The sequence below is a fragment of the Phyllobacterium sp. 628 genome (genome assembly GCF_014189505.1).
In the GTDB taxonomy this organism is placed as follows: Bacteria; Pseudomonadota; Alphaproteobacteria; order Rhizobiales; family Rhizobiaceae; genus Phyllobacterium.
Genome location: NZ_CP050301.1, coordinates 235,999 through 258,305, shown reverse-complemented (window position 1 = coordinate 258,305; position 22,307 = coordinate 235,999). Strand labels below are relative to the sequence as shown.

27 protein-coding genes are annotated in these 22,307 nt (G+C 56.5%); 20 read left to right on the top strand and 7 right to left on the bottom strand.

From position 1 onward, the window contains the following. Positions 1-6 precede the first annotated feature (6 nt). Positions 7-279 (bottom strand): DUF4164 domain-containing protein, encoded by a 273-nt coding sequence (locus tag HB779_RS02825; RefSeq protein WP_188344305.1) that lies wholly within the window; start codon positions 277-279, stop codon positions 7-9. Between the two features lie 307 nt (positions 280-586). On the opposite strand from HB779_RS02825, the gene tkt reads away from it, so the two are divergent. The 5 genes from tkt to HB779_RS02800 all read left to right on the top strand — a co-directional run bounded on the left by tkt (position 587) and on the right by HB779_RS02800 (position 7,138). Then, positions 587-2,572: a transketolase gene (tkt, locus tag HB779_RS02820; protein WP_188344304.1), complete on the top strand. Its 1,986-nt coding sequence runs from the start codon at positions 587-589 to the stop codon at positions 2,570-2,572. Positions 2,573-2,628: 56 nt separating this feature from the next. Continuing rightward, positions 2,629-3,636 (top strand): type I glyceraldehyde-3-phosphate dehydrogenase, encoded by a 1,008-nt coding sequence (gene gap / locus HB779_RS02815; RefSeq protein ID WP_188344303.1) that lies wholly within the window; start codon positions 2,629-2,631, stop codon positions 3,634-3,636. 225 nt (positions 3,637-3,861) lie between these two features. Continuing rightward, positions 3,862-5,055 (top strand): phosphoglycerate kinase, encoded by a 1,194-nt coding sequence (gene pgk / locus HB779_RS02810; RefSeq protein WP_188344302.1) that lies wholly within the window; start codon positions 3,862-3,864, stop codon positions 5,053-5,055. Positions 5,056-5,286: 231 nt separating this feature from the next. Continuing rightward, positions 5,287-6,312, top strand: coding sequence for a class I fructose-bisphosphate aldolase (locus tag HB779_RS02805; RefSeq protein WP_188344301.1), 1,026 nt, complete (start codon positions 5,287-5,289; stop codon positions 6,310-6,312). 79 nt (positions 6,313-6,391) lie between these two features. Continuing rightward, entirely contained in the window at positions 6,392-7,138 is a 747-nt protein-coding gene (locus HB779_RS02800; RefSeq protein ID WP_188344300.1) for an SGNH/GDSL hydrolase family protein, read from the top strand. Positions 7,139-7,414: 276 nt separating this feature from the next. Here HB779_RS02800 and HB779_RS02795 read toward each other — a convergent pair whose 3' ends face one another. Further along, positions 7,415-7,579: a hypothetical protein gene (locus tag HB779_RS02795; RefSeq protein WP_188344299.1), complete on the bottom strand. Its 165-nt coding sequence runs from the start codon at positions 7,577-7,579 to the stop codon at positions 7,415-7,417. Between the two features lie 137 nt (positions 7,580-7,716). Between HB779_RS02795 and HB779_RS02790 the strand changes: the two genes are divergently transcribed. From HB779_RS02790 to HB779_RS02765, 6 genes are all read left to right on the top strand, one after another. Next, positions 7,717-9,633 carry a propionyl-CoA synthetase gene (locus HB779_RS02790; RefSeq protein ID WP_188344298.1) on the top strand — a complete coding sequence of 639 codons (1,917 nt, stop codon included), beginning with the start codon at positions 7,717-7,719 and terminating at the stop codon, positions 9,631-9,633. 43 nt (positions 9,634-9,676) lie between these two features. Then, positions 9,677-10,462 (top strand): SDR family NAD(P)-dependent oxidoreductase, encoded by a 786-nt coding sequence (locus HB779_RS02785; protein WP_188344297.1) that lies wholly within the window; start codon positions 9,677-9,679, stop codon positions 10,460-10,462. 93 nt (positions 10,463-10,555) lie between these two features. Beyond that, positions 10,556-10,855 carry a DUF1127 domain-containing protein gene (locus HB779_RS02780; protein ID WP_188346035.1) on the top strand — a complete coding sequence of 100 codons (300 nt, stop codon included), beginning with the start codon at positions 10,556-10,558 and terminating at the stop codon, positions 10,853-10,855. 27 nt (positions 10,856-10,882) lie between these two features. Beyond that, positions 10,883-11,461: a DJ-1/PfpI family protein gene (locus HB779_RS02775; protein WP_188344296.1), complete on the top strand. Its 579-nt coding sequence runs from the start codon at positions 10,883-10,885 to the stop codon at positions 11,459-11,461. 22 nt (positions 11,462-11,483) lie between these two features. Beyond that, on the top strand, positions 11,484-11,891 hold the full coding sequence (locus HB779_RS02770; protein ID WP_188344295.1) for a hypothetical protein: 408 nt from the start codon (positions 11,484-11,486) through the stop codon (positions 11,889-11,891). A gap of 13 nt (positions 11,892-11,904) precedes the next feature. After that, a complete protein-coding gene (locus HB779_RS02765; RefSeq protein WP_188344294.1) occupies positions 11,905-12,612 on the top strand; it encodes a YafY family protein in 708 nt (235 codons plus the stop codon). Here the strand turns inward: HB779_RS02765 and HB779_RS25355 are convergent. From HB779_RS25355 to HB779_RS02745, 4 genes are all read right to left on the bottom strand, one after another. Continuing rightward, entirely contained in the window at positions 12,609-12,899 is a 291-nt protein-coding gene (locus HB779_RS25355) for a hypothetical protein (protein ID WP_244642447.1), read from the bottom strand. The two genes, HB779_RS02765 and HB779_RS25355, sit on opposite strands and share 4 nt — an antisense overlap. 370 nt (positions 12,900-13,269) lie before the next feature. Further along, entirely contained in the window at positions 13,270-13,809 is a 540-nt protein-coding gene (locus HB779_RS02755) for a GNAT family N-acetyltransferase (protein WP_188344293.1), read from the bottom strand. 93 nt (positions 13,810-13,902) lie between these two features. Continuing rightward, positions 13,903-14,598 (bottom strand): DUF1013 domain-containing protein, encoded by a 696-nt coding sequence (locus HB779_RS02750; RefSeq protein ID WP_188344292.1) that lies wholly within the window; start codon positions 14,596-14,598, stop codon positions 13,903-13,905. Between the two features lie 185 nt (positions 14,599-14,783). Continuing rightward, positions 14,784-15,788, bottom strand: coding sequence for an NAD(P)H-quinone oxidoreductase (locus HB779_RS02745; RefSeq protein ID WP_188344291.1), 1,005 nt, complete (start codon positions 15,786-15,788; stop codon positions 14,784-14,786). Positions 15,789-15,882: 94 nt separating this feature from the next. On the opposite strand from HB779_RS02745, the gene HB779_RS02740 reads away from it, so the two are divergent. The 3 genes from HB779_RS02740 to HB779_RS02730 all read left to right on the top strand — a co-directional run bounded on the left by HB779_RS02740 (position 15,883) and on the right by HB779_RS02730 (position 17,797). Next, on the top strand, positions 15,883-16,068 hold the full coding sequence (locus HB779_RS02740; protein WP_188344290.1) for a DUF1192 domain-containing protein: 186 nt from the start codon (positions 15,883-15,885) through the stop codon (positions 16,066-16,068). 107 nt (positions 16,069-16,175) lie between these two features. Then, on the top strand, positions 16,176-17,417 hold the full coding sequence (locus HB779_RS02735) for an MFS transporter (protein ID WP_188344289.1): 1,242 nt from the start codon (positions 16,176-16,178) through the stop codon (positions 17,415-17,417). 116 nt (positions 17,418-17,533) lie between these two features. After that, positions 17,534-17,797, top strand: coding sequence for a helix-turn-helix transcriptional regulator (locus HB779_RS02730; protein ID WP_188344288.1), 264 nt, complete (start codon positions 17,534-17,536; stop codon positions 17,795-17,797). A gap of 134 nt (positions 17,798-17,931) precedes the next feature. Here HB779_RS02730 and HB779_RS02725 read toward each other — a convergent pair whose 3' ends face one another. Next, complete coding sequence (locus HB779_RS02725; RefSeq protein ID WP_188344287.1) at positions 17,932-18,111, bottom strand: YdcH family protein; 180 nt, start codon at positions 18,109-18,111, stop codon at positions 17,932-17,934. 226 nt (positions 18,112-18,337) lie between these two features. Between HB779_RS02725 and HB779_RS02720 the strand changes: the two genes are divergently transcribed. The 6 genes from HB779_RS02720 to HB779_RS02695 all read left to right on the top strand — a co-directional run bounded on the left by HB779_RS02720 (position 18,338) and on the right by HB779_RS02695 (position 22,303). Further along, entirely contained in the window at positions 18,338-18,541 is a 204-nt protein-coding gene (locus HB779_RS02720; protein ID WP_188344286.1) for a YdcH family protein, read from the top strand. 103 nt (positions 18,542-18,644) lie between these two features. Next, complete coding sequence (gene purE / locus HB779_RS02715) at positions 18,645-19,142, top strand: 5-(carboxyamino)imidazole ribonucleotide mutase (RefSeq protein WP_188344285.1); 498 nt, start codon at positions 18,645-18,647, stop codon at positions 19,140-19,142. 2 nt (positions 19,143-19,144) lie between these two features. Beyond that, on the top strand, positions 19,145-20,218 hold the full coding sequence (locus tag HB779_RS02710; protein WP_188344284.1) for a 5-(carboxyamino)imidazole ribonucleotide synthase: 1,074 nt from the start codon (positions 19,145-19,147) through the stop codon (positions 20,216-20,218). 169 nt (positions 20,219-20,387) lie between these two features. Continuing rightward, positions 20,388-20,513, top strand: a complete 126-nt coding sequence (ykgO, locus tag HB779_RS02705) for a type B 50S ribosomal protein L36 (protein ID WP_027231189.1) — start codon at positions 20,388-20,390, stop codon at positions 20,511-20,513. Positions 20,514-20,573: 60 nt separating this feature from the next. Beyond that, entirely contained in the window at positions 20,574-21,218 is a 645-nt protein-coding gene (locus HB779_RS02700; RefSeq protein ID WP_188344283.1) for a hypothetical protein, read from the top strand. A 44-nt stretch (positions 21,219-21,262) separates the two neighbouring features. Further along, on the top strand, positions 21,263-22,303 hold the full coding sequence (locus HB779_RS02695) for an alpha/beta fold hydrolase (RefSeq protein WP_188344282.1): 1,041 nt from the start codon (positions 21,263-21,265) through the stop codon (positions 22,301-22,303). Positions 22,304-22,307 lie beyond the last annotated feature (4 nt).

The following is a 22,307-nucleotide window of genomic DNA, read 5'->3' as shown; positions in this document are numbered from 1 at the left end:
TCGGTTTTACCGGTCCAGTACGGTGCGAATAGATTCCATCGCCGTCACAAGGCGGCGGGAGACTTCCTTGTTTGCCGCTTCCAGACGTTCCGCGCGTCCTTCGGATGCATCCAGCTCCTGAGCCAGCCTGCGCCGGTCCATGTTCATGCGCTGGACTTCTTCCTCGGCTTCAGCAAAATCGCCTTCCTGTTCGAGACGCAGATCAACTGCATTCTCAAGATGGGCCAAGGCTTTTGCCAGTCTTTCCAAAACCTGTTTGAGGGTGGCTTCCGGTGCCATTTTCGCGTTTCCCCTGTATGTCGCTCTTTTACGCGAATCGCAAAAAGAAGAACAGCTTATGCGCGGAAGTCTAGAGGGCACATCAACACCGCGTCAATCAATCCGCGTTGTCACAGTTCAGTCATGCACCGATAATAAAGCAAAGAATGACCAATGCGACGAAACAGCCCGCTTTCCCAAAGTCCCAATTTAGCCTAGGTTTTATTGACTCCCTCATGACACCTGCTATGTGTCGCGTGCCTTTTGGATATTGTCTGAACCGGCGTCCAGAAACGGCATTTCCTATCCTCTTCGAAAGACGGTACACATGACCAATTCTGAAAAATCGAACCAAATGGCCAATGCAATCCGCTTTCTCTCGGCAGATGCAGTGGAGAAAGCCAATTCTGGCCATCCCGGCCTTCCCATGGGCGCAGCTGATATTGCGACCGTTCTCTACACCCGTTTCCTCAAGCACGATCCGAAGGCCCCGCATTGGCCCGACCGCGATCGCTTTGTCCTTTCTGCCGGACATGGCTCGATGCTGCTTTATTCGGTGCTTTATCTCTCCGGTTACGAAGATATCACCATCGACCAGATCAAGAATTTCCGCCAGCTTGGTTCGCGGACCGCTGGCCATCCGGAATACGGCCATGCCGCCGGTATCGAAACAACCACGGGCCCGTTGGGTCAGGGCTTGGCCAACGCTGTGGGTATGGCGCTCTCCGAGCGCATCCTGAATGCCCATTACGGCGATGCTCTGGTTGACCACAATACCTATGTGATCGTCGGCGACGGCTGCCTGATGGAAGGCATCAGCCAGGAAGCCATCGCGCTTGCCGGTCACCTCAAGCTGAACAAGCTGATCGTTTTCTGGGACCACAACAATATCTCCATCGATGGCCCGGTTTCGCTGGCTGATAACACTGACCAGTGCGCCCGCGTTGAAGCCTCCGGCTGGAACTCGATCAATGTCGATGGTCACGATCAGGATGCGATTGCTGCCGCGATTGAAAAAGCCCAGAAATCCGACAAGCCAACATTGATCGCCTGCAAGACGACCATCGGTTTCGGTGCGCCGACCAAGGCTGGCACCAACAAGGTTCACGGTTCGCCGCTGGGCGCGGAAGAACTCGCCGGTGCACGCAAGGCATTGGGCTGGACGTCAGAGCCATTCGTTGTTCCGGCTGATATTCTGGATGCATGGCGTGTTTCGGGTCTGCGTTCGGCCAAGGAACATGCGGCGTGGGATCAGCGCCTTGCCGCTGCCGATGCTGAAATCCGTTCGGAGTTCGAGCGCCGCGTGCGCGGTGATCTGCCAAGCAATTTCGAGGCAACAATCACCGCCTACAAGAAGAAGCTGTCGGCAGACAAGCCGAAAGTTGCCACACGCAAGGCTTCAGAAATGGCGCTTGAGGTCATCAATGGCGTTGTGCCCGAAACCATTGGCGGCTCCGCTGATCTGACCGGCTCCAATAATACCAAGACGAGCCAGACCCAGAATATCAGTCCTGAGGATTATGGTCAGCGTTATGTGCATTATGGTATCCGTGAGCACGGCATGGCCGCAGCCATGAATGGTATCGCCCTGCATGGCGGTCTCATTCCCTATTCCGGCACGTTCCTCACCTTCTCCGACTATGCTCGCGGCGCGATGCGTCTTTCGAGCTTGATGGGTATCCGGGTCATTTATGTCATGACGCACGATTCCATCGGTTTGGGCGAAGATGGTCCGACGCACCAGCCGGTTGAGCATCTCGCCGCATTGCGCGCCATTCCCAACAACTACGTGTTCCGCCCTGCGGATGTTGTTGAAACAGCCGAATGCTGGGAAATTGCGCTGAAGTCGCGCAGGACACCATCGACCATTGCACTGACCCGCCAGAACCTGCCAACCGTTCGTACCGAACATGTCGACGAGAACAAGTGCGCCTATGGTGCCTATGAACTCGCACCGGCAAGCGGCAAGGCTGAGGTAACAATCTTTGCAACCGGTTCGGAAGTGGAAATCGCACTGGCTGCCCGTGCGAAGCTGGAAGCCAATGGCCATCCGGCCCGCGTTGTCTCCGTGCCTTGCTTTGAACTGTTCGAACAGCAGAGCGGCGACTACAAGCGTGCGCTGCTCGGCGATGCACCGGTGAAAGTTGCTGTGGAAGCGGCAATCCGCATGGGCTGGGATCGCTTTATCGGTGTTGACGGTATCTTTGTCGGCATGACCGGCTTTGGCGCCAGCGGTCCAATCGAAGAGCTGTACGAGCATTTCGGCATCACCGCAGACGCTATCGTTGCCGCGGCCGAAGGCAAGTTGAAGTAATCGGCGGGTTTACCGCTTAATCAAGGGTTCCTAATTCTCCAAGGAGAAGCTAAAAAATGACTGTTCGCGTTGCTATCAACGGATTTGGCCGCATTGGCCGCAATGTTCTTCGCGCTATTATCGAGTCGGGCCGTACCGACATTCAGGTTGTCGGTATCAACGATCTGGGTCCGGTCGAGACCAATGCCCATCTGATGCGTTACGATTCCGTGCATGGCCGTTTCCCCGGCACCGTCACGGTTTCCGGCGACACTATCGACGTTGGTCAAGGCCCGATTAAGGTAACTGCTGTGCGCAACCCGGCTGAATTGCCGTGGAAAGAGCTGAATGTTGATATTGCTCTGGAATGCACGGGTATCTTCACGGCCCGTGACAAGGCTGCGGCGCATCTGGAAGCTGGTGCCAAGCGCGTTATCGTTTCGGCCCCTGCCGATGGCGCTGATCTGACGGTTGTGTTCGGTGTGAACCATCACAAGCTGACCAAGGAACATCTGGTCATCTCCAATGCGTCCTGCACCACCAACTGTCTTGCTCCGGTCGCCTTTGTGCTGAACGAAGCCGTTGGCATCGATCATGGTTTCATGACGACGATCCACAGCTATACCGGTGATCAGCCAACACTCGACACGATGCACAAGGATCTTTATCGCGGCCGTGCAGCAGCACTGTCGATGATCCCGACATCAACCGGTGCGGCCAAGGCTGTTGGCCTGGTTCTGCCGGAGCTCAATGGCAAGCTCGATGGTAGCTCGATCCGCGTTCCAACGCCGAACGTCTCGGTCGTGGATTTCAAGTTTGTTGCCAAGCGCGCGACAACCGTTGCCGAGATCAACGATGCCATCAAGTCGGCGGCCAATGGCAAGCTGAAGGGCGTCCTCGGCTATACGGATGCGCCGAACGTCTCGATCGACTTCAACCACGATCCGCATTCATCGATTTTCCATCTCGACCAGACGAAGGTTATGGATGGAACATTCGTGCGTGTCCTGTCGTGGTACGACAATGAATGGGGCTTCTCGAACCGCATGGCCGATACGGCTGTTGCGTTCAGCAAGGTCATCTAAGTAGCATTGCTTTGATGTGATTCAAACGGCAGGCGTTTACACCCCCTCTGTCCTGCCGGACATCTCCCCCACAAGGGGGGAGATCAGCTTCCAGAACTGTTGATGCAAATTGTCTAATTGGATGATTGGTGACAACGCTCATGCCAATATGATCTCCCCCTTAGGGGGAGATGGGCGATAGCCCAGAGGGGGGTGCTGGCACGTTCAGATTAGAGGTAAACACCCATGCCAGCTTTCAAGACAATCGATGATGCCGACGTTGCGGGAAAACGCGTTCTTCTGCGTGTTGATCTGAACGTTCCGGTTGCCAATGGCCACGTCACTGATGCAACCCGGATCGAGCGTGTCGCGCCAACCATTCTCGAACTGTCTAAAAAGGGTGCCAAGGTCATTCTGCTCGCGCATTTTGGCCGTCCGAAAGATGGCCCGACGCCGGAATTCAGCCTGAAGCCGATTTCCCATGCGGTTGCCAAGGTGCTCGATCAGCACGTGCATTTCGCTGAAGACAGCATTGGCGAGAAGGCGGCGGAAGCCGTAGCCAAGCTGAACAACGGCGATATCCTGCTTCTGGAAAACACCCGTTTCCACAAGGGCGAGGAAAAGAACGATCCGGCCTACGTCAAGGCGCTGGCTGCCAATGGTGATATCTATGTCAACGACGCCTTCTCGGCCGCCCACCGCGCCCATGCTTCGACTGAAGGTCTGGCCCATGTTCTGCCTGCTTATGCCGGCCGTACGATGCAGGCTGAACTGGAAGCACTGGAAAGCGGTCTTGGCAATCCGAAGCGCCCGGTTGTGGCTGTGGTTGGCGGGGCAAAGGTTTCATCCAAGCTCGATCTGCTCGGCAATCTGGTTCAGAAGGTCGATGCGCTGGTTATCGGCGGCGGCATGGCCAATACATTTCTGGCGGCGCAAGGCGTCAAGGTTGGCAAATCGCTGTGCGAACACGAGCTTGCCGGTACAGCGCGCGAGATCATGGCCAAGGCACAGGCTGCCAATTGCACGATCATTCTACCGGTTGACGCCATCGTCGCCTGGCATTTTGAAGCCAATGCGCCGTTCCACGCTTATGGGCTCGATGCGATCCCCGAGGATGGCATGATCCTCGACGTTGGCCCGCAATCGATCGAGCGCATCAAGGGTGCGATTGATGATGCGGCCACACTGGTGTGGAACGGTCCGCTCGGCGCGTTCGAACTCAATCCTTTTGACAAGGCAACGGTGGCTGCTGCCCGCCACGTGGCAGAGCGCACCAAATCCGGTCATCTGGTGTCGGTTGCAGGTGGCGGCGATACGGTGGCTGCGCTCAACCATGCGGGGGTTGCCGACGATCTGACTTATGTCTCGACAGCCGGCGGTGCTTTCCTGGAATGGATGGAAGGCAAGCCGTTGCCGGGTGTTGATGTTCTGAAGCGATAGGATTTCAGCGGTTGGCTGCTCTTACCCTCCCCCACGAGGGGAGGGTAAGAGGTGGCACTGGCGGGGCTAGCGATTGACCGTTTATTGTCGGCCGGATTAACAATGAACAGAAAATGTTATCCGGTTAAATCGGTTGAAAAAATTTCAATCGTTTCAAAGGCTTGAACTGCCATTTCGTTTGTTATGTGCTTCTGATATGGGCCAGACCACTAGAAACGGAGTGAATATTCTATGAGCGAACGCCTCGAAGATATCGCAATTGCAATGGTTGCCAACGGCAAGGGCCTGCTTGCTGCGGATGAAAGTTCCGGAACGATCAAGAAGCGGTTCGATACAATCGGGCTTGAATCGACAGCTGACAGCCGCCGCGACTACCGCGAAATGCTGTTCCGCTCCGACGATGCAATGAAGAACTGCATTTCCGGCGTCATTCTATACGACGAAACCATCCGTCAGAATGCCAAGGACGGAACACCTCTCGTCCAGTTGTTGAAGGCCAATGGCAGCATTCCCGGTATCAAGGTCGATGCTGGTGCCAAGGACCTCGCAGCGTTTCCTGGTGAGACCATTACCGAAGGTCTCGATGGCCTGCGCGACCGTCTGGCTGAATATTACAAACTCGGCGCCCGCTTTGCCAAATGGCGCGGTGTGATCAGCATTTCCGACACGCTGCCAACCTGGGGCGCTGTCAAGCAGAATGCGCAGGCGCTGGCCCGCTATGCATCGCTCTGTCAGGAAGCTGGCATTGTGCCAATCGTCGAGCCGGAAGTGCTGATGGATGGCAAGCCCGGTACGCATTCGATCGAACGCTGCTATGAAGTGACCGATCTTGTGCTGCGGACTGTTTTTGCCGAACTCTACGACGCCCGCGTCGTGCTGGAAGGCATGATCCTCAAGCCGAACATGATTATCGACGGCAAGAATGCCCGCAAGGCTTCGGTCGAGCAGGTCGCCGAGATGACTGTTCGCGTGTTGAAGTCCACGGTTCCTTCGGCTGTGCCGGGGATTGCTTTCCTCTCAGGCGGCCAGTCGGATGAAGAAGCTACAGCGCACCTGTCGGCAATGAACGCGGCGCATGATCTTCCATGGAAGCTGACATTCTCCTATGGCCGCGCCCTGCAAGCTGCTGCACTCAGCGCCTGGAATGGCAAGTCGGAAAATGTTGCAGCCGGTCAGCGCGCTTTTGCGCACCGCGCCAAGATGAACAGCCTTGCCGCCACCGGCGGCTGGAAAAAGGACCTGGAAAAGGCCGCTTAAGCGTTTTTTATCCAAAAGCGTCTCTCATGGAGCCCGGACCGGAATCAGGTCCGGGCTTTTTGTTGGAGACTATTCCGGATTGACCAAACCTTCGGCCTTTCATCCGCTTGTCAGCTGGCTGCTGTTTCCCGTCTATGCGTGGCAGGGTATTGCCGTGCGCCTGAAGACGGAGCGCATGCTGCCGCCCGGTGCCTTTCCAGTGGGCGAGATTGCGGGCAAAGACCCGGCCATTCGCCTCCTGGTGCTGGGCGATTCGTCATCTGCCGGTGTTGGCGTCAGCGATGTCTGGCAAAGTCTGTGCGTGCGGCTCGCCGTGCATCTGCAGAGCCGTACGGGCCGCAAGGTCATTTGGCGTGCCGCCGGTTTCAATTCGGCTACGTCAGGGCAGCTGCGCGATTATGTAGTGCCCAATCTCGAGCGGGGGATGTGGACCCATATCGTGCTGACGACAGGGACCAATGACACCAAGAATTTCCATTCTGTCGGCCGCTTCAAGAAGGAATTTGGCGGACTGCTCTATGCGCTGAAAGCCAAATGGCCTGAAGTAACCATCGTCTGGTCGCCGGTGATCGATTTTCGCGATGTCCCTGCCATGCCGCCACTGCTTGGCCGGATACTGGAGGGCCGTGCCGCTGCGATCAACGCCATGGGCGAACGGCTCTGCCGCGAACGCATGGCCATTCCTGCGACCCGATTGCCAATTGAGGACCCGGAAGGCTTTTCCAGCGACGGTTTCCATGCGTCGGCGCTCGGATATGATATCTGGGCCAAACATCTCGTGCCCTATGTGCTCAATCAGACGAATGGCGAGAAGGCGGCGGGCTGAGCCTGCTCTATGCTTAGGGTTTGTCCTTTCTGCCCATGAGACCAAAAGAGGGTTGCTGGCATTTTCATTGCGCTTGGTTCGACAGGCTCACCATGAGGGAGAGGGAGGATTGCAGGGAGCTGTATTTTCGCAACATCTCCGATTGGCTTTGCAGCTACACTCTCCCTCATGGTGAGCCTGTCGAACCACGATCCAACGGTTTTGCAGAGTGAAACATCGAACCCGGTTTAAGGCAGGCGGCATCGAATATCGTCATGGTACTAACTGAAGTAGGTGTCACAGCCCGCTATGGCTTAACAGCACGATCGCCATCATCGCGAAAATAGCGCCAGCAGCGATTTTCCAGAAATCGCTGCGTTTTTTCATACCCGGCCAACCCAGCGGTTTGATCAGGTGAAGCACCATCATCAGGATCAGCAGAAGCGGCAGGGCTTTGGTCATTTGCTGGTAAAACCTGCCGGGTGTGGTGTGCGGGATGGTTGTGATTTCGACAAGTGTGCGATCCGCAACCGATTGTCAAATCGGCCTTTGACTCTGCCGCTGACATTGCGGAAAGTGCACCATCTGGGAGGACATTCATGACATCACGCTATGCACAGGTCTATCAGGATTGGCAGTCCGATCCGGAGGGATTTTGGGCCAATGCCGCCAAGGCAATTGACTGGACCAAGCCATGGGACAAGGTTTTTGATCCGGCACAGCAGCCCTATGGGCGCTGGTATGCGGGCGGAGAATGCAATACCTGCTACAACGCTGTGGACCGGCATGTGGAGCGGGGCCGGGGTGAACAGGTTGCTTTGATCTATGACAGTGCGATCACCGGAACGGGACGCAATATCACTTATGCCGCGCTGCTTGAAGATATCAATGCGCTGGCGGCGGTGCTGACGGACAAGGGTGTCAAACAAGGCGACCGCGTTATCATCTATATGGCCATGGTGCCGGAAGCCGTGGTGGCCATGCTGGCCTGCGCACGCATTGGCGCGGTTCATTCGGTGGTGTTTGGCGGATTTGCTCCGCATGAATTGGCGACGCGCATTGATGATGCCAAGCCCGTCATGATCATTGCAACGTCCTGCGGGCTGGAACCGGGCCGGGTGGTTGCCTACAAGCCGATGCTGGACAAGGCAATTGAACAGGCTGCGCACAAGGTCAGCACCTGTCTGGTGCTGGTGCGGCCGCAACAGCCGCATGAACTGGTGGCGGGGCGCGACTACGACTATGCCGATGCTGTCGGCGCTGCCAAGGGCCGCAAGGTGCCCTGTGCCACAGTCAAGGCAACAGATCCGCTTTATATCCTCTATACGTCGGGCACGACTGGCCAGCCCAAAGGTGTCGTGCGTGACCATGGCGGGCATCTGGTGGCGTTGGCCTGGTCAATGGGTGCCATTTACGACACGGCGCCGGGAGACGTGTTCTGGGCAGCGTCCGATATCGGTTGGGCCGTCGGTCATTCCTATATTGCCTATGCACCGCTGTTTGTCGGCGCAACGAGCGTGCTGTTCGAAGGCAAGCCTGTCGGCGCGCCCGATGCCGGAACCTTCTGGCGGGTTATCTCGGACCACAAGGTCAAAGTGCTGTTTACGGCACCCACGGCATTCCGCGCCATCAAGAAGGAAGATCCGCAAGGCGAATTCATCGGCAAATATGACCTTTCCTCGCTCAAATACCTGTTTCTGGCGGGCGAGCGTGCCGACACGGACACGATCAAATGGGCTGAGGAAAAGCTTGGCGTGCCGGTTATCGATCACTGGTGGCAGACGGAAAGCGGCTGGCCGATGGCTGCCAATCCCGCAGGTCTTGGCATGCTGCCGGTGAAATATGGTTCACCGACAGTGCCGATGCCCGGATATGACGTGCAGGTGCTCGATGATGCAGGGCACCCGGTCGAACGGGGCGTGCTTGGCAACATCGTCGTCAAGCTGCCGCTGCCGCCCGCATGTCTGCCAACTCTATGGAATGCCGATCAGCGGTTCCGCGATGCCTATATGGCGGAATTTCCCGGCTATTACAAAACGGCGGATGCCGGGATCGTCGATGAGGACGGCTATATCTATATCATGAGCCGCACCGACGACATCATCAACGTTGCCGGACATCGTCTCTCTACGGGGTCCATGGAAGAGGTGCTGTCGAGCCACCCTGACGTGGCTGAATGTGCGGTGATCGGTATTGCTGATCAGGTCAAAGGGCAGGTGCCCTGCGGCTTTATTGTGCTGAAATCGGGTGTAACCCGGGCTTCCGACGATATCGAGAAGGACTGTGTGGCGCTCATGCGCGAGAGAATCGGCCCGGTTGCGGCATTCAAGATCGTGCTGACGGCCAAACGCCTGCCAAAAACCCGATCCGGCAAAATCCTGCGCGGGACGATGCAGAAGATCGCCGATCAGGAGCCGTGGAACATGCCGGCGACGATTGATGATCCCGCCATTCTCGACGAGATCAAATCGGTACTCAACGCCAGAGGGATTGGCGTTCCGGCGGTTGACGGTTGATGCGTCGGGGTTAAGCTTCGATTCCCAATCAGGAGAATCGAATATGGCTTTGGATGGCAAAATCGCGATTGTAACCGGCGGTGCGCAGGGTATCGGTAATGCCATTGTCCGGCGCTATCTGCAGGATGGCGCCAGCGTTATGATTGGCGACAGCAATGACGAACGCGGACTGGCGGCAGTGAAGGACCTGTCTGCCTTCGGCAAGGTCCGGTTTACCTCGGCAGATGTCAGCAGCAAGCTCGACGTGCACAATCTGGTTGCGGCAACGCTTGATGCATTCGGCGATATCGATGTTCTCGTCAACAATGCCGGGATCGTGCATCGCGCAGAATTCCTCGATCTCAAGGAAGAGGACTTCGACCGCGTGCTGAGAATCAACCTGAAAGGTTCATTCCTGTGCGCCCAGGCGGTTGCCCGCCATATGGTCGACAAGGTGGAGAAAGGCGGTTCGCCCGGGTCCATTATCAATCTGTCATCCATCAACGCGCTCTTTGGCCTGCCCGATCAGGTGCCGTATTCGATCTCGAAAGGCGGCGTGAATCAACTGACACGGGTTATGGCAGTGTCATTGGCCACGTATGGCATCCGCGTGAATGCAATCGGCCCCGGCTCGATCAATACGGACATGCTCCATGCGGTGAATTCCGACGCAGCCGCCAAGCAGCGGATGCTGTCCCGCACGCCCATGGGGCGGGTGGGGGAGCCCGCAGAAATTGCCGCCATTGCTGCATTTCTGGCCTCCAATGATGCCAGTTACATCACCGGCCAGACCATCTATGCGGATGGCGGCCGCTTGCCGCTGAATTACACCGTTCCTGTCAAATCATAGACTGCATTTTCTTTGTCCTGCTGACAGGCTCCTGACAGAAGGTTGTCAGTAGGGGTGTGCGATGGTGTCTTCGTAAGCAAAGGAGATACGATCATGAATATGGTTGATTATGGTATCGTCGAAACGGTGAAGCGTCTGTGGACTGACTTTGCCCGTACCCGCGAGGAAATGCGCACGGAGCGTTCCATCAATGGTCTTCCGGAATACCTGTTGAAGGATATCGGCTGGCCTGATGCCTATGCGGAGCGTCTGGCTCAGCGCAATTCAATGAAAGATGGTGAAGCTGGCAATGATAATGCCGGCTCTGCCCTCCAACCGCGCGCGGTTATCCATCCAACTGTCCATCAGGGCAAAAAAGTCAGTCAAACCGGTCATTTTCGTCTAGAATACTGATAGTTTGTCAAAGCGGAGGGATTAGCCATGAACCAGAAAAAGACAATCGGTCTCGTCTTCATTGACCAGTTTGCCGACTGGGAGTTTGGCTTGCTCTCCGGATCTGCCGTCGAATGGTTTGGCGCGCATATTGTTTCGCTCGCGCCATCGAAAGGCCCGCTGAAATCCATCGGCGGGTTGCATCTGGTGCCGGATCGCGGTCTCGACGTGGCGGAAAACGCCGATCTCGATGCCATTGCGGTGATTGGTGCGAACACATGGCCGTCACAGGACGCTCCTGACATTTCGCAGCTGTTGCGGTCGGTTTTGTCACGAGGCGGGATCGTTGGCGGGATTTGCGGCGGCACGCTGGCGCTGGCCCGCGCCGGGCTTTTTGAAGGCGGCAAGCATACCAGCAACGGCGCCGGCTGGATCGAAGCCAATATCGGCGGCTATGCCGGTTCTTCGCTCTATCAGGATGTACCGCATGCGGTGCATGACGGGCATATTATCAGTGCACCCGGCACATTTGCAGTCAGTTTTCTCGGTGCGATTTTGCCGGATAAGGCAGCCGAAATTGCCGAAATGCGCGGCTTTATTGCGCGCGAATATGAAATCGCAAGTTGAGCGAGTGGAGAAAGGACGGGCGATGAAAACGTGGACAGACAAGCTGGACTCCGGTGCACCCTCGCAGGTCAAACCAGCACCGATCAATATTGCCGGGATGAAAGCTGGCGAGATCATGCTGGTGCCGACAGCCCGGCAGGTCGATGATTTCATTCGCGCGCTGCCGAAGGGTAAGCATATGGACGTGAAAGTGCTGCGTCAGACCATGGCAAAACAGCACGGCGCCGAAGTGACATGTCCGATCACGCTGGGTTTTCATTTGCGTACCGTGGCCGAGGCTGCATTCGAAACCTATCAGCAGAATGGCGACATCGCTGCGATGACGCCATTCTGGCGAGTGCTTGACACCAATACGCCCACCATCTCCCGGCTTTCTTTCGGGACGGCTTTTGTAACCGAACAGCGCCTGAAAGAAGGCCTGAAAGACTAAGCAAGGATGAACCATGCGACGCGCAGACCGTCTCTTTCAGATTGTGCAGAAACTCCGCGGCGGGCGGCTTGTCACCGCGCGCCAGTTGGCCGAAAAGCTCGAAGTTTCCGAGCGCACAATCTATCGCGATATTGCTGACCTGCAATCGACCGGTGTGCCGATTGATGGCGAGGCGGGTGTTGGCTACATCCTGCGCGAAGGTTTCGACCTGCCGCCGCTTATGTTCACCCGAGATGAAGTGGTGGCGCTGGTGGCAGGTGCAAGGCTGATCACGGCATGGGGCGGTGCATCGATGGCACGCGCAGCGGAAGAGGCCATCATCAAGATTGGTGCGGTGCTGCCGAAGGATGATCGTCCGCGCATTACCAACACGCATATTCACTCGTCCAGCACCAATATCAGTACCCATGACCGGACTATGATCGATCTGGCTGAAAACGCCGCCGATCAATGTCAGGTCCTGTCGATCCTTTACCGGGACCTCGACGGCAAGGAAAGCGTACGGGATATCCGGCCGCTCGGCCTCTGGTTCTGGGGTAAGGTATGGACGGTGATCAGCTGGTGCGAGCTGCGCAATGATTTCCGTACGTTCCGTATCGACCGGATATCAAAAGCGGAAAAGGCACAGCGTATTTTCCGTCAAGAACGCGGCAAGACACTCGCCGATTTCTATCGCCGGGTGGAGCTGAGTGAAGCACCGGATACTAAAAAGGCGTCTTAGGGTTTTGCGAGCTGTTCCATAGCAGCCGTCAGACTTGCCTCGGGGCTGGTGAGTGGTTGCGGCAGATGCCTGACAAATGTGGCTGCATCGGTCATGGATGCCTGCGCCAGTGCAACGACGAACGCGCCATAGGCATAGGCTTGGTCAGCAGCGGCGGCGATGAGAGCGAGATAACCATCGCGGTCTCCGGCCCTGAATTTTCCCCATGCCCCAGCAACGAGCCGAACCTCTACCTCTGAACCCGTATGGCTTGCCGCTTCGTTGAAGAGCTGTGATGTTGGAACCATTGATGTTTCCACGGTGCACAGCGCGACGATTTTTCCCCGGATGCAGCCGCCTTGTGTGCCAGCGCCGCATCGACCCGCAAAACCGGAACAGGCAACGCATCCGCCAGCACTACAGCGCTGGGACCTAGTGTCGAGCAATTCAGGATGACGGCATCCGCGGTCTGGCTGAGCTCGCGCAGAACTGACTGTGTTTCCCCGGCTATTTCCTCGGTGACATAGCCAGTCTTCTCGGCCGCCAATAGGAGATCTGCCCGCACCGCGTGCCGCAAAGTTCCCACCGGCAAGCCAAGATTGGCGGCAGCCTTTTCAAAAACCGCTATGTTACTTTCGGCGGTATGCAGGCAGGCAATGCGCATGAGGTGATCTTTCGTCACGTGTTCAAGGCTTGGGAGGATAGAAAATCCACCCTATTGATCGCGTAGGTCTGATAGGGCGTTTCGTCGTGGATAGTATCCCTCTCGGGTCTGAGGCCAATCTTTTTGGCAACGTGAATGGACGCTGCATTGTCCGGATGAATACTGGCGACCACGCGTTCGATGCCGAGGAAAAGAAAAGCATGATCAACGAGCGGCCGCGCGGCTTCTGTCGCGTAGCCCTTACCCCATGCATGCCGGTTGAGCCGCCAGCCGATTTCGATGTCGGGTCCAATTGCATTGTCTGGAATAAGCAAAACCCAACCGAGAAACAGCTCCGGCTGCGCCTTGGCAAAGATGGACCAGTAGCCAAGACCCGGCGCAAACTCAGCTTCGATCCTTGATATCACGAAGCGGCGATGCTCCTGTGGATTGTGCCACGGTCCCGGAACGTACTTCGTCACTTCAGGATCGCGGTCCATTGCCATGCAGGCATCAATGTCCGCCATGGTGCGTGGACGCAGGAAAAGCCGTTCCGTTTCAAATGCTGGCAGCACGTCCGTTTACTCCTTCCACCAAACAAAAAAGCTCCGTCGATGACGGAGCTTTCTCTATTGCCGACTTGCCCGTCAAGCGGGCAGCCCAACAGCCTATTCTTCTTCGTCTTCGTCCGCATTGCGGCCCTTGAGCGAAGACAGCTTGGCGAAAACCTTGTCCGCATCCAGCTCTTCGTCCTCTTCGCGAACGATTGGCTTGATGTCGAGGTTTTCCGTTGCCGATGCTGGCAGCAATGTATCGCCACCTTCACCTGGCTGAACCGGACGGTTGCGGGACGAACGCTCAACCTCAAGATCCAGATCAATCTGCGAGGACAGGCCAAGTGTGACCGGGTCCATCGGCTGGAGATTGTTGGAATTCCAATGGGTGCGGTTGCGGATCTGTTCGATGGTCGACTTCGTGGTGCCGATCAGACGCGAAATCTGTGCATCTTTCAATTCCGGATGGTTGCGCACCAGCCAGAGAATGGCGTTCGGACGATCCTGACGCTTGGACAGCGGCGTGTAGCGCGGGCCCTTGCGCTTGGCTTCCGGCACGCGAACCTTTGGGTCGAGAATTTTCAGCTTGTGGTTGATATCGGCTTCGCCCTTGGCGATTTCATCGCGCGACAACTGGCCGGTGATCAGCGGGTCGAGCCCCTTGATGCCCTGAGCCGATTCACCGTCAGCAATCGCTTTCACCTCAAGCGGGTGCAATTTGCAGAATGCAGCAATCTGGTCAAAAGACAGAGCGGTGTTGTCGACAAGCCAGACGGCCGTTGCCTTTGGCATTAGAAGCTGGGTGGCCATTAGATATAGTCCTCTCGTTCGTCCGCTCCGGTGAGGCGGGACGTGGGTTCAACCACAATTTCCGGGAATTCGAGGCGTTATATAGCGTTAAATTCCCCGTTGGGCAAGAATCGGTTTTGCTGGGCCTTCTGTATGATCACTGGTTTCGGCGAATGGCCTGAAACTGATGCTGCATTGCTGGCAGATCAACTGACATCCAGCATGATCTTGCCGATGTGCTGGCCATCCTCAATGCGTTCATGCGCGCGCCATGCCTCGTGCAGCGGGTAGATCATATCGATAACCGGTGCGACGCGGCGCTCGACCAGCAATGGCCAGACTTTCAGCTCCAGTTCGCGGGCAATACCCGCTTTAAACTCGATGGGCCGGGTCCGCAGCGTGGAGCCGGTATGGGTCAGCCGTTTGACCATCAGTTTCGACACATCGGCATTGCTTTTCGCGCCGTTAAGATGGGCGATCTGCACGATCCGTCCATCAACGGCCGCCGCATCATAGTTGCGCTCGACATAGTCACCGCCGACCATATCGAGGGTAAGATTAACGCCCTTGCCGCCGGTTGCATCTTTCACCGCATCAACGAAATCATGGGTACGGTAGTTGATGGCCCGGTCTGCGCCGAGCTTCACGCAGGCCTCGCATTTCTCCTCGGAGCCCGCAGTGGTGATGACATAAGCACCAAATGCACTGGCAAGCTGGATTGCCGTCGTGCCAATGCCAGAGGTGCCGCCATGCACAAGAAAGGTTTCCCCGCTTTTCAGGCCGCCACGTTCGAAAACATTGTGCCAGACGGTGAAGAAGGTTTCCGGTAGAGCAGCGGCTTCGATGAAGCCATAGCCAGCCGGGATGGGCAGTGCGGAGCTTTCATGCACGGTACAATATTGCGCATAGCCGCCGCCTGCGACCAGTGCCGTGACGCGATCGCCGATACGAAAGCGCGTCACGCCCGCCCCGACAGCGACCACTTCACCGGCAATTTCCAGCCCGGGAATATCAGATGCTCCGGCAGGTGGCGGATAGTGACCCTGCCTCTGCAAAACATCGGGCCGGTTGACGCCGGCGGCACGCACCTGCACCAGAAGTTCGTTCTGAGCCGGTTCCGGCACACCGCGCTTTCCCGGCTTGAGAACCAGCGGACCGCCCGGCTGGGTGATCTCGATCGCGGTCATCGTTGTCGGAATTTTGCTGGCCATACTCATGTTCCTTCAGTTGATTCGCTTGAATGATTTGCAATTCGAAGCGTGGCGACTGTATCCTTTCGGCACAAAGCGACAAGTGGAGGATGCGATGTCACTTTTCGATGAGGAGCCAAAACGCAAGATTGCCCACGAAATCGGGCAGGAGCTATCCCTGCTTTCCGTCGCCGAACTGGATGAGCGGATTGGCGTGCTGCGCGGGGAAATTACCCGGCTGGAAGAAGAACGCGCACGCAAGGGCGACAGCAAGGTGGCGGCCGAAGCACTTTTTCGCTGAAACGGAACGTAAATGATGCGGATGCCATGATGTCTCCGTATTGCTGACTGAGACGAATTTATTGTCGGTGTTTTTGCCGGTTCCTGCCAAGCATTGAGGGTATTGCTGTGTTCCGTTCGTTCGTACAGGTCTTTGCCCTTTTGTGCGGCACTTCGTTTCTGGTCATGGCATCCGGCCTGCACGGGCTTCTGCTGCCGTTGCGCGGTGGTGCGGAAGGCTTCTCGACGACATCGCTGGGTCTTCTCGGAACCGCCTGGGCGGGCGGGTTCATCACGGCCTGTCTGCTGGCGCCGCGGCTGGTGCGCCGTGTCGGTCACGTGCGTGCATTCAGTGCTTTTGCCGCCATTGCCGCCATCGTTGCATTGATGACCGGTATTCTCGTGCATCCGACCGCATGGATCGCCCTGCGCGCCCTGACCGGTTTCGCCATGGCCGGTGCGTACATGGTCATTGAAAGCTGGCTGAATGAGCGCGCAACCAATGCCAATCGCGGGCAAATCTTCGGTCTTTATATGGTGGTCAACTTTGCCTCGATCACTGCGGGGCAGATGATGATCGGTTTCGGCGACGTGCGTTCCGGCACTTTCTTCATGCTCAGTGGCATCCTGTTCTGCCTGGCATTGATCCCGACCGCTATCTCCACGGCCAGCAGTCCGAAGCCGCTCACTGAAGTGCAGCTTGATCTGCGGGCGCTGTATCGCAATTCACCTGTTGCCTTTGTCGGCTGCATGCTGATCGGCGTGGCCAATGGTGCGTTTGGTACACTTGGCGCGGTCTATGGTGCAGCGACTGGCATTTCCACCACGGAGATCGCTTTGATGATGAGCGCCTCGGTGATGGGCGGTGCGCTGATGCAGATCCCGGTCGGGCGCATGTCCGACCGCACGGACCGGCGCTATGTGCTGGCCTTTGTCGCGGGTGCGGCGGCCATTATTGGCATGCTGATCTTTTTGATTGGCTCGCGTCAGGCCACGGTCATTCTGTTCATGACGGCGATCTATGGCGGATTGGCCTACACGCTTTATCCAGTCGCCGTTGCCCATGCCAATGACTATTCGGATACACAGAATTTCGTCAAGGTTACCGGCGGTCTGCTGCTGCTCTATGGTTTTGGTACGATGATGGGTCCTATCCTCGGTGCCTGGTCTATGGAATACATTGCGCCGGAAGGCTTGTTCGCTGTCACGGCGCTGGCGCATGTTTCGATCATGACCCATGCCATCATCCGCTCACGCATGCGGGCAGCGATGCCGATTGCGATGAGGGATAATTTTCAGACAGTGCCATCGGAACGGGCAACGCCTGAAGGAATCAAGCTCGATCCGCGTGCGGAAGCCCAAACAGATTGACAGGGCCTGACCCTTAAGTGGTGCTGCATCCGTTAAATAAAATTTACTTCAAATTTTAGTGACGCTTTCTGTACAAATGCGTTGACATTGCCTGTGGTTTAAAATGACTATTCAGTATGGCTGAAACAGACGCATTTGCTGCCATTTCTGATCCGAATCGCCGCTATTTGCTGGAAGAGTTGCGACGCGGGCCAAAGACCGTAAACGAGTTGGCGATTGGCTTGCCGATCTCGCGCCCTGCAGTTTCTCAGCATTTGAAAACGTTGCTCGATGCGCAATTGGTCAAGGTCAAATCTGAAGGTACCCGCCGGATTTATGCCGTGGATGACAGCGGCTTCTTTCATCTCAATTTGTGGCTGGACCAGTTCTGGAGTGAATGAACTCCAGCTTGGGACACACTTGAAGTGCCCAATAAAAAACCCGGCTGCGAGCCGGGTTTTGATTTTTAACTCTGCCAGATCGATGGCCTCTTCGGCGATCGGCTGGAATTCTTTTTAAAGTCGGCCAGGGCGGCTTAGTGGCGCGTGGCGGTCGATCTCAGTTTTACGATCTGCTCTTTCAGCATGAGCTTGCGGCGTTTCAGGTCGGTGATCTTCAGGTCGTCAGTTGCCGGGCTTGCCAGCGCTTCGGAAATTTCCTTTTCGAGTGCACCATGCTTACGTTCAAGCGTTTCAAGATGAGACTCAATGGCCATTCGGCTTCTCCCTTGGTTGGTTTCGTACCCGTTCATGCTCTGCCAGCCAGAAGGCGAGATTATGACAGAGCCGTGACACTCTGCCACCTCTTTACGCAATTGTCGAATTTGTTTCGTAGGATTTTCTTGTCATGTAAAATATGCTATTGGCACGTGCTGATCCGGTATTCTTCAACGCCGGACCAGACATTGGATTCTTCTATAACAAAATACCGGGAATCACTGCATGTCCGACCAGGATCAGGCTGACGTTCGATTGGCAGTCGCACGACTAAAACAGGAGCATCTGGATTTTGATGCCGCCATCCAAGCGATGATCCAAGTTGGTTGTGACCAGCTGCGTGTCCAGAGAATGAAAAAGAAGAAACTCATCATCAAAGACAAGCTGCTTGAGCTTGAAGACAAGATCATCCCAGACATTATAGCCTGAGATTCCATAGGCAGAGATGAGCGGCCGCGCATAACTTGCGGCTTCCGCGCTTTTCCTTTAATCCCTGCAAATTCCGCATACCTGGCCGATCAGAGGATGTTTTATGGCAGACAAACGCGCTGACGTCGCAATTATCATGGGAAGCCAGTCCGATTGGGCGACCATGCGCCACGCCGCTGAAACACTCGATGCCCTTGGTATTTCCCACGACGACCGCATCGTTTCCGCCCACCGGACGCCGGACCGGCTGGTCACATTTGCCAAGGGGGCACGTGCTGCCGGATTCAAGGTGGTGATTGCCGGCGCAGGTGGAGCAGCGCATCTTCCGGGCATGGCCGCTTCAATGACGCCTCTGCCGGTTTTTGGTGTTCCGGTCGAGTCAAAAGCCTTGTCGGGACAGGACTCGCTTTTATCCATTGTGCAGATGCCTGCCGGTATTCCCGTCGGCACCTTGGCCATTGGCCGCGCGGGTGCAGTGAATGCTGCGCTGCTTGCCGCGGCCGTTCTGGCGTTGAACGATGCCGCATTGGCAAAAAGACTGGATGACTGGCGGTCGGCCCAGAGTGAAAAGGTCGCCGAACGGCCATCTGACGAGGCATAAAGATGATTGCTCCAGGATCGACTATCGGCATTATCGGCGGCGGACAGCTTGGCCGGATGCTTGCCATGGCTGCGGCCCGTCTCGGCTACCGCACAATCATTCTCGAGCCGCAGAAAGACTGTCCTGCGGCGCAGGTGGCCAACGAACAGATCGTGGCGGCCTATGATGATCCCAACGCTCTGGAACAACTGGCGGAACTCAGTGATGTCATTACCTATGAGTTCGAAAATGTGCCGGTCGATTCGGCGGAGATGCTGAATGAGAGCATCGGGGTTTTCCCGCCGCCGGAAGCATTGAAGGTTTCACAGGACCGGGTAACGGAAAAGCGTTTTCTCAACATGGCAGGTATCCAGACGGCGCCATGGCGCATCGTCGAGAATGAAGGCGATCTGGAAGCCGCACTTTTGGCCTTTGAAGGCAAGGGTATCCTCAAGACCCGCCGCTTTGGCTATGACGGCAAAGGACAGGTCAGGTTTTCCGGCAAAAAGGGCGAAAGCGCCAAGGCCGGGTTTGCCGCCATTGGCAGTGTCCCTTCGATCCTTGAAGGTCTCGTTGATTTCACCCGAGAGATTTCGGTGATTGCAGCGCGCGATGAGACAGGCAATATCCGCATTTACGATATTGCCGAGAACGTGCACAAGGACGGCATTCTGGCGACGTCCACCGTGCCGGCCTCTGTCTCATCAACGATTGCCGGTCTTGCCGCCGATTCGGCCCGCAAGCTGCTAGAAGCCCTGAATTATGTCGGTGTACTCGGCATGGAATTCTTCGTGCTGGCCAATGGCACGCTGCTGGCCAATGAATTCGCACCGCGTGTTCACAATTCCGGTCACTGGACTGAAGCGGCCTGTGCGGTCTCGCAATTCGAGCAGCATATTCGCGCGGTGGCGGGGCTGCCGCTTGGCGATACGCGGCGTCATTCCGATTGCATCATGGAAAATCTGATTGGTGATGATATCGAGAAATTGCCGGCGATTCTTGCCGAAAATGGTGCTGTGCTGCATCTCTACGGCAAGGCTGAAGCACGTGCGGGCCGCAAGATGGGCCACGTGACCCGCATAACAAAGCGGCTGTAAGTGCAAATAAAATCGCTGCCGGCTCATGAATCTCCATATGAATCATGAGTCGGGAGTTGACAATCGGGGCATTCCTTGGCTATTTCCCCGCAACGTGTTTCCGGCGCGCTTTTTGAGGCGCGCTTTATTATTGGTGCCCGGTTTCGGGCGTAAACCTACCGGTGCTGAAATGAAGATCAAGAATTCGCTTAAGGCCCTTAAGGCCCGTCATCGTGACAATCAGCTGGTGCGCCGTAAGGGCCGCATCTACATCATCAACAAGACTGCTCCGCGTTTTAAAGCGCGCCAGGGCTGATTTACCGTTTCACGGTTATTTGCATTTGACGTTTCGCTGATACGGATTACGATCCGTATCATGCGGAGCGTTTTTGCTATTTTATTCGGGACATTTTTGTTGGCGTTGCCTGCCGCAGCGCTGGCGCAGGATAATTCCGGAGCGCAAGCTCCCGCTGCTGCTTCCCCGCAGGCGGCGTCATTGCCCGACCAGACACCAGCCAATCAGACCCAGGCGGAAAAACGCGCCACGCGGCTCAATGAGCTATTCTCGCAGTTAAAGCGCGAGCGCAATGAAGTGAAGGCCAAGCGCCTTGCCAGCCTCATTCAGACGCAGTGGGAAAATTCCGGCAGCGCGAGTATCGATCTGATGATGCAGTGGGCCGCTTCTGCCATGGCTGAGAAGAAGTATTCAATTGCGCTGGATTTTCTTGATCAGGTCACCGTGCTCAAGCCTGAATATGCCGAAGGCTGGAACCGGCGCGCCACGGTCAATTTCCTGATGAATGACTATGGGCGGTCCATGGCCGATATCCAGAAAACTCTCGCGCTGGAACCGCGGCATTTCGGAGCGCTTGCCGGGCTCGCGGCGATTTTGAAAGATACGGGAAATAAGGAAGGTGCTTTGCAGGCGTTTGAGCAGGTGCTCAGTGTGTATCCGATGATGCGGGAAGCGCAGACGCAGGCAGGCGAACTGGCTGATGATCTGGCAGGCCAGCGCACGTAATTCAATTTATTTCCCATCTTTTCTCAGCGGAAATCCCCTTGTTCATGAATCTGTTTCTGGCGCTTATTGCCTTTGTGATCTTTTGCGTCCTTGGGATGGCGGGAGCGACTTATCTGGGTGTACAGGCTATTGAGCGGCGCAATCCACCGGTCGGGACCTTTGCGGACATTGGCGGCACGCATATGCACTATGTCTACGTCAAAGCGGGTCTAAAGGCTGATCTGCCGCCTATCGTTTTTATCCATGGTGCGAGCAGCAACCTAAAAGACCTGATGCTGCCGCTGCGTCCGGCGCTGGAGGGGCGGGCTGATCTTCTGTTCATCGACCGTCCGGGGCATGGCTGGTCCGGGCGCGGTAATGGCAACAATGAAAATCCTGCGGGGCAGGCTGCCACGCTGGCCGCGCTGATGGATAAGCTTGGCATCGGCCCAGCCATCATCGTCGGGCATTCCTTTGGTGGTGCGATTGCCGCGACCTTTGCCGTCAACCATCCCGATAAGACAAAGGGCGTGCTGTTTCTGTCGCCCGCAACGCATCCGTGGCCGGGCGGCGATGTCTCCTGGTACTATACTCTTGCAAGTACACCGCTGGTTGGCTGGCTGTTTACCGAGACGCTGGCGCTTCCGGGTGGACTGTTGAGTATGGATGCCGGAATTGCCGGTGTATTTGCACCCAATGCCGTGCCGCAGAATTATGCGCGCGATGCCAGCATTGAGCTTGTGCTGCGGCCGCAAACCTTTCGGGCCAATTCACGCGATGTGGCGGGGCTGTTTGCCTATGTCAGCAGTTTTTCCCCACGTTATAAGGAGATCAAGGCGCCGACCGTGATCATCACCGGCGACCGTGATGACGTGGTGCTGGCAGACGTGCATTCCACGGGGCTCGAGCGTGATATTGCCGGGTCGGAACTGGTTTGGGTCAAGAATATGGGACACAGGCCGGATTTTGTAGCGACGGCTCTGGATGTGATGGCTATCGAGAAAATTGCCGGTTACGACCGGGATTTGGAAGGCGCCGCACGAGCGCTCGAAGCCCGGATTGCCGGGGATAATTTCGGGTCGGCGGCCGATCGCCGCCAACCCTGATAGT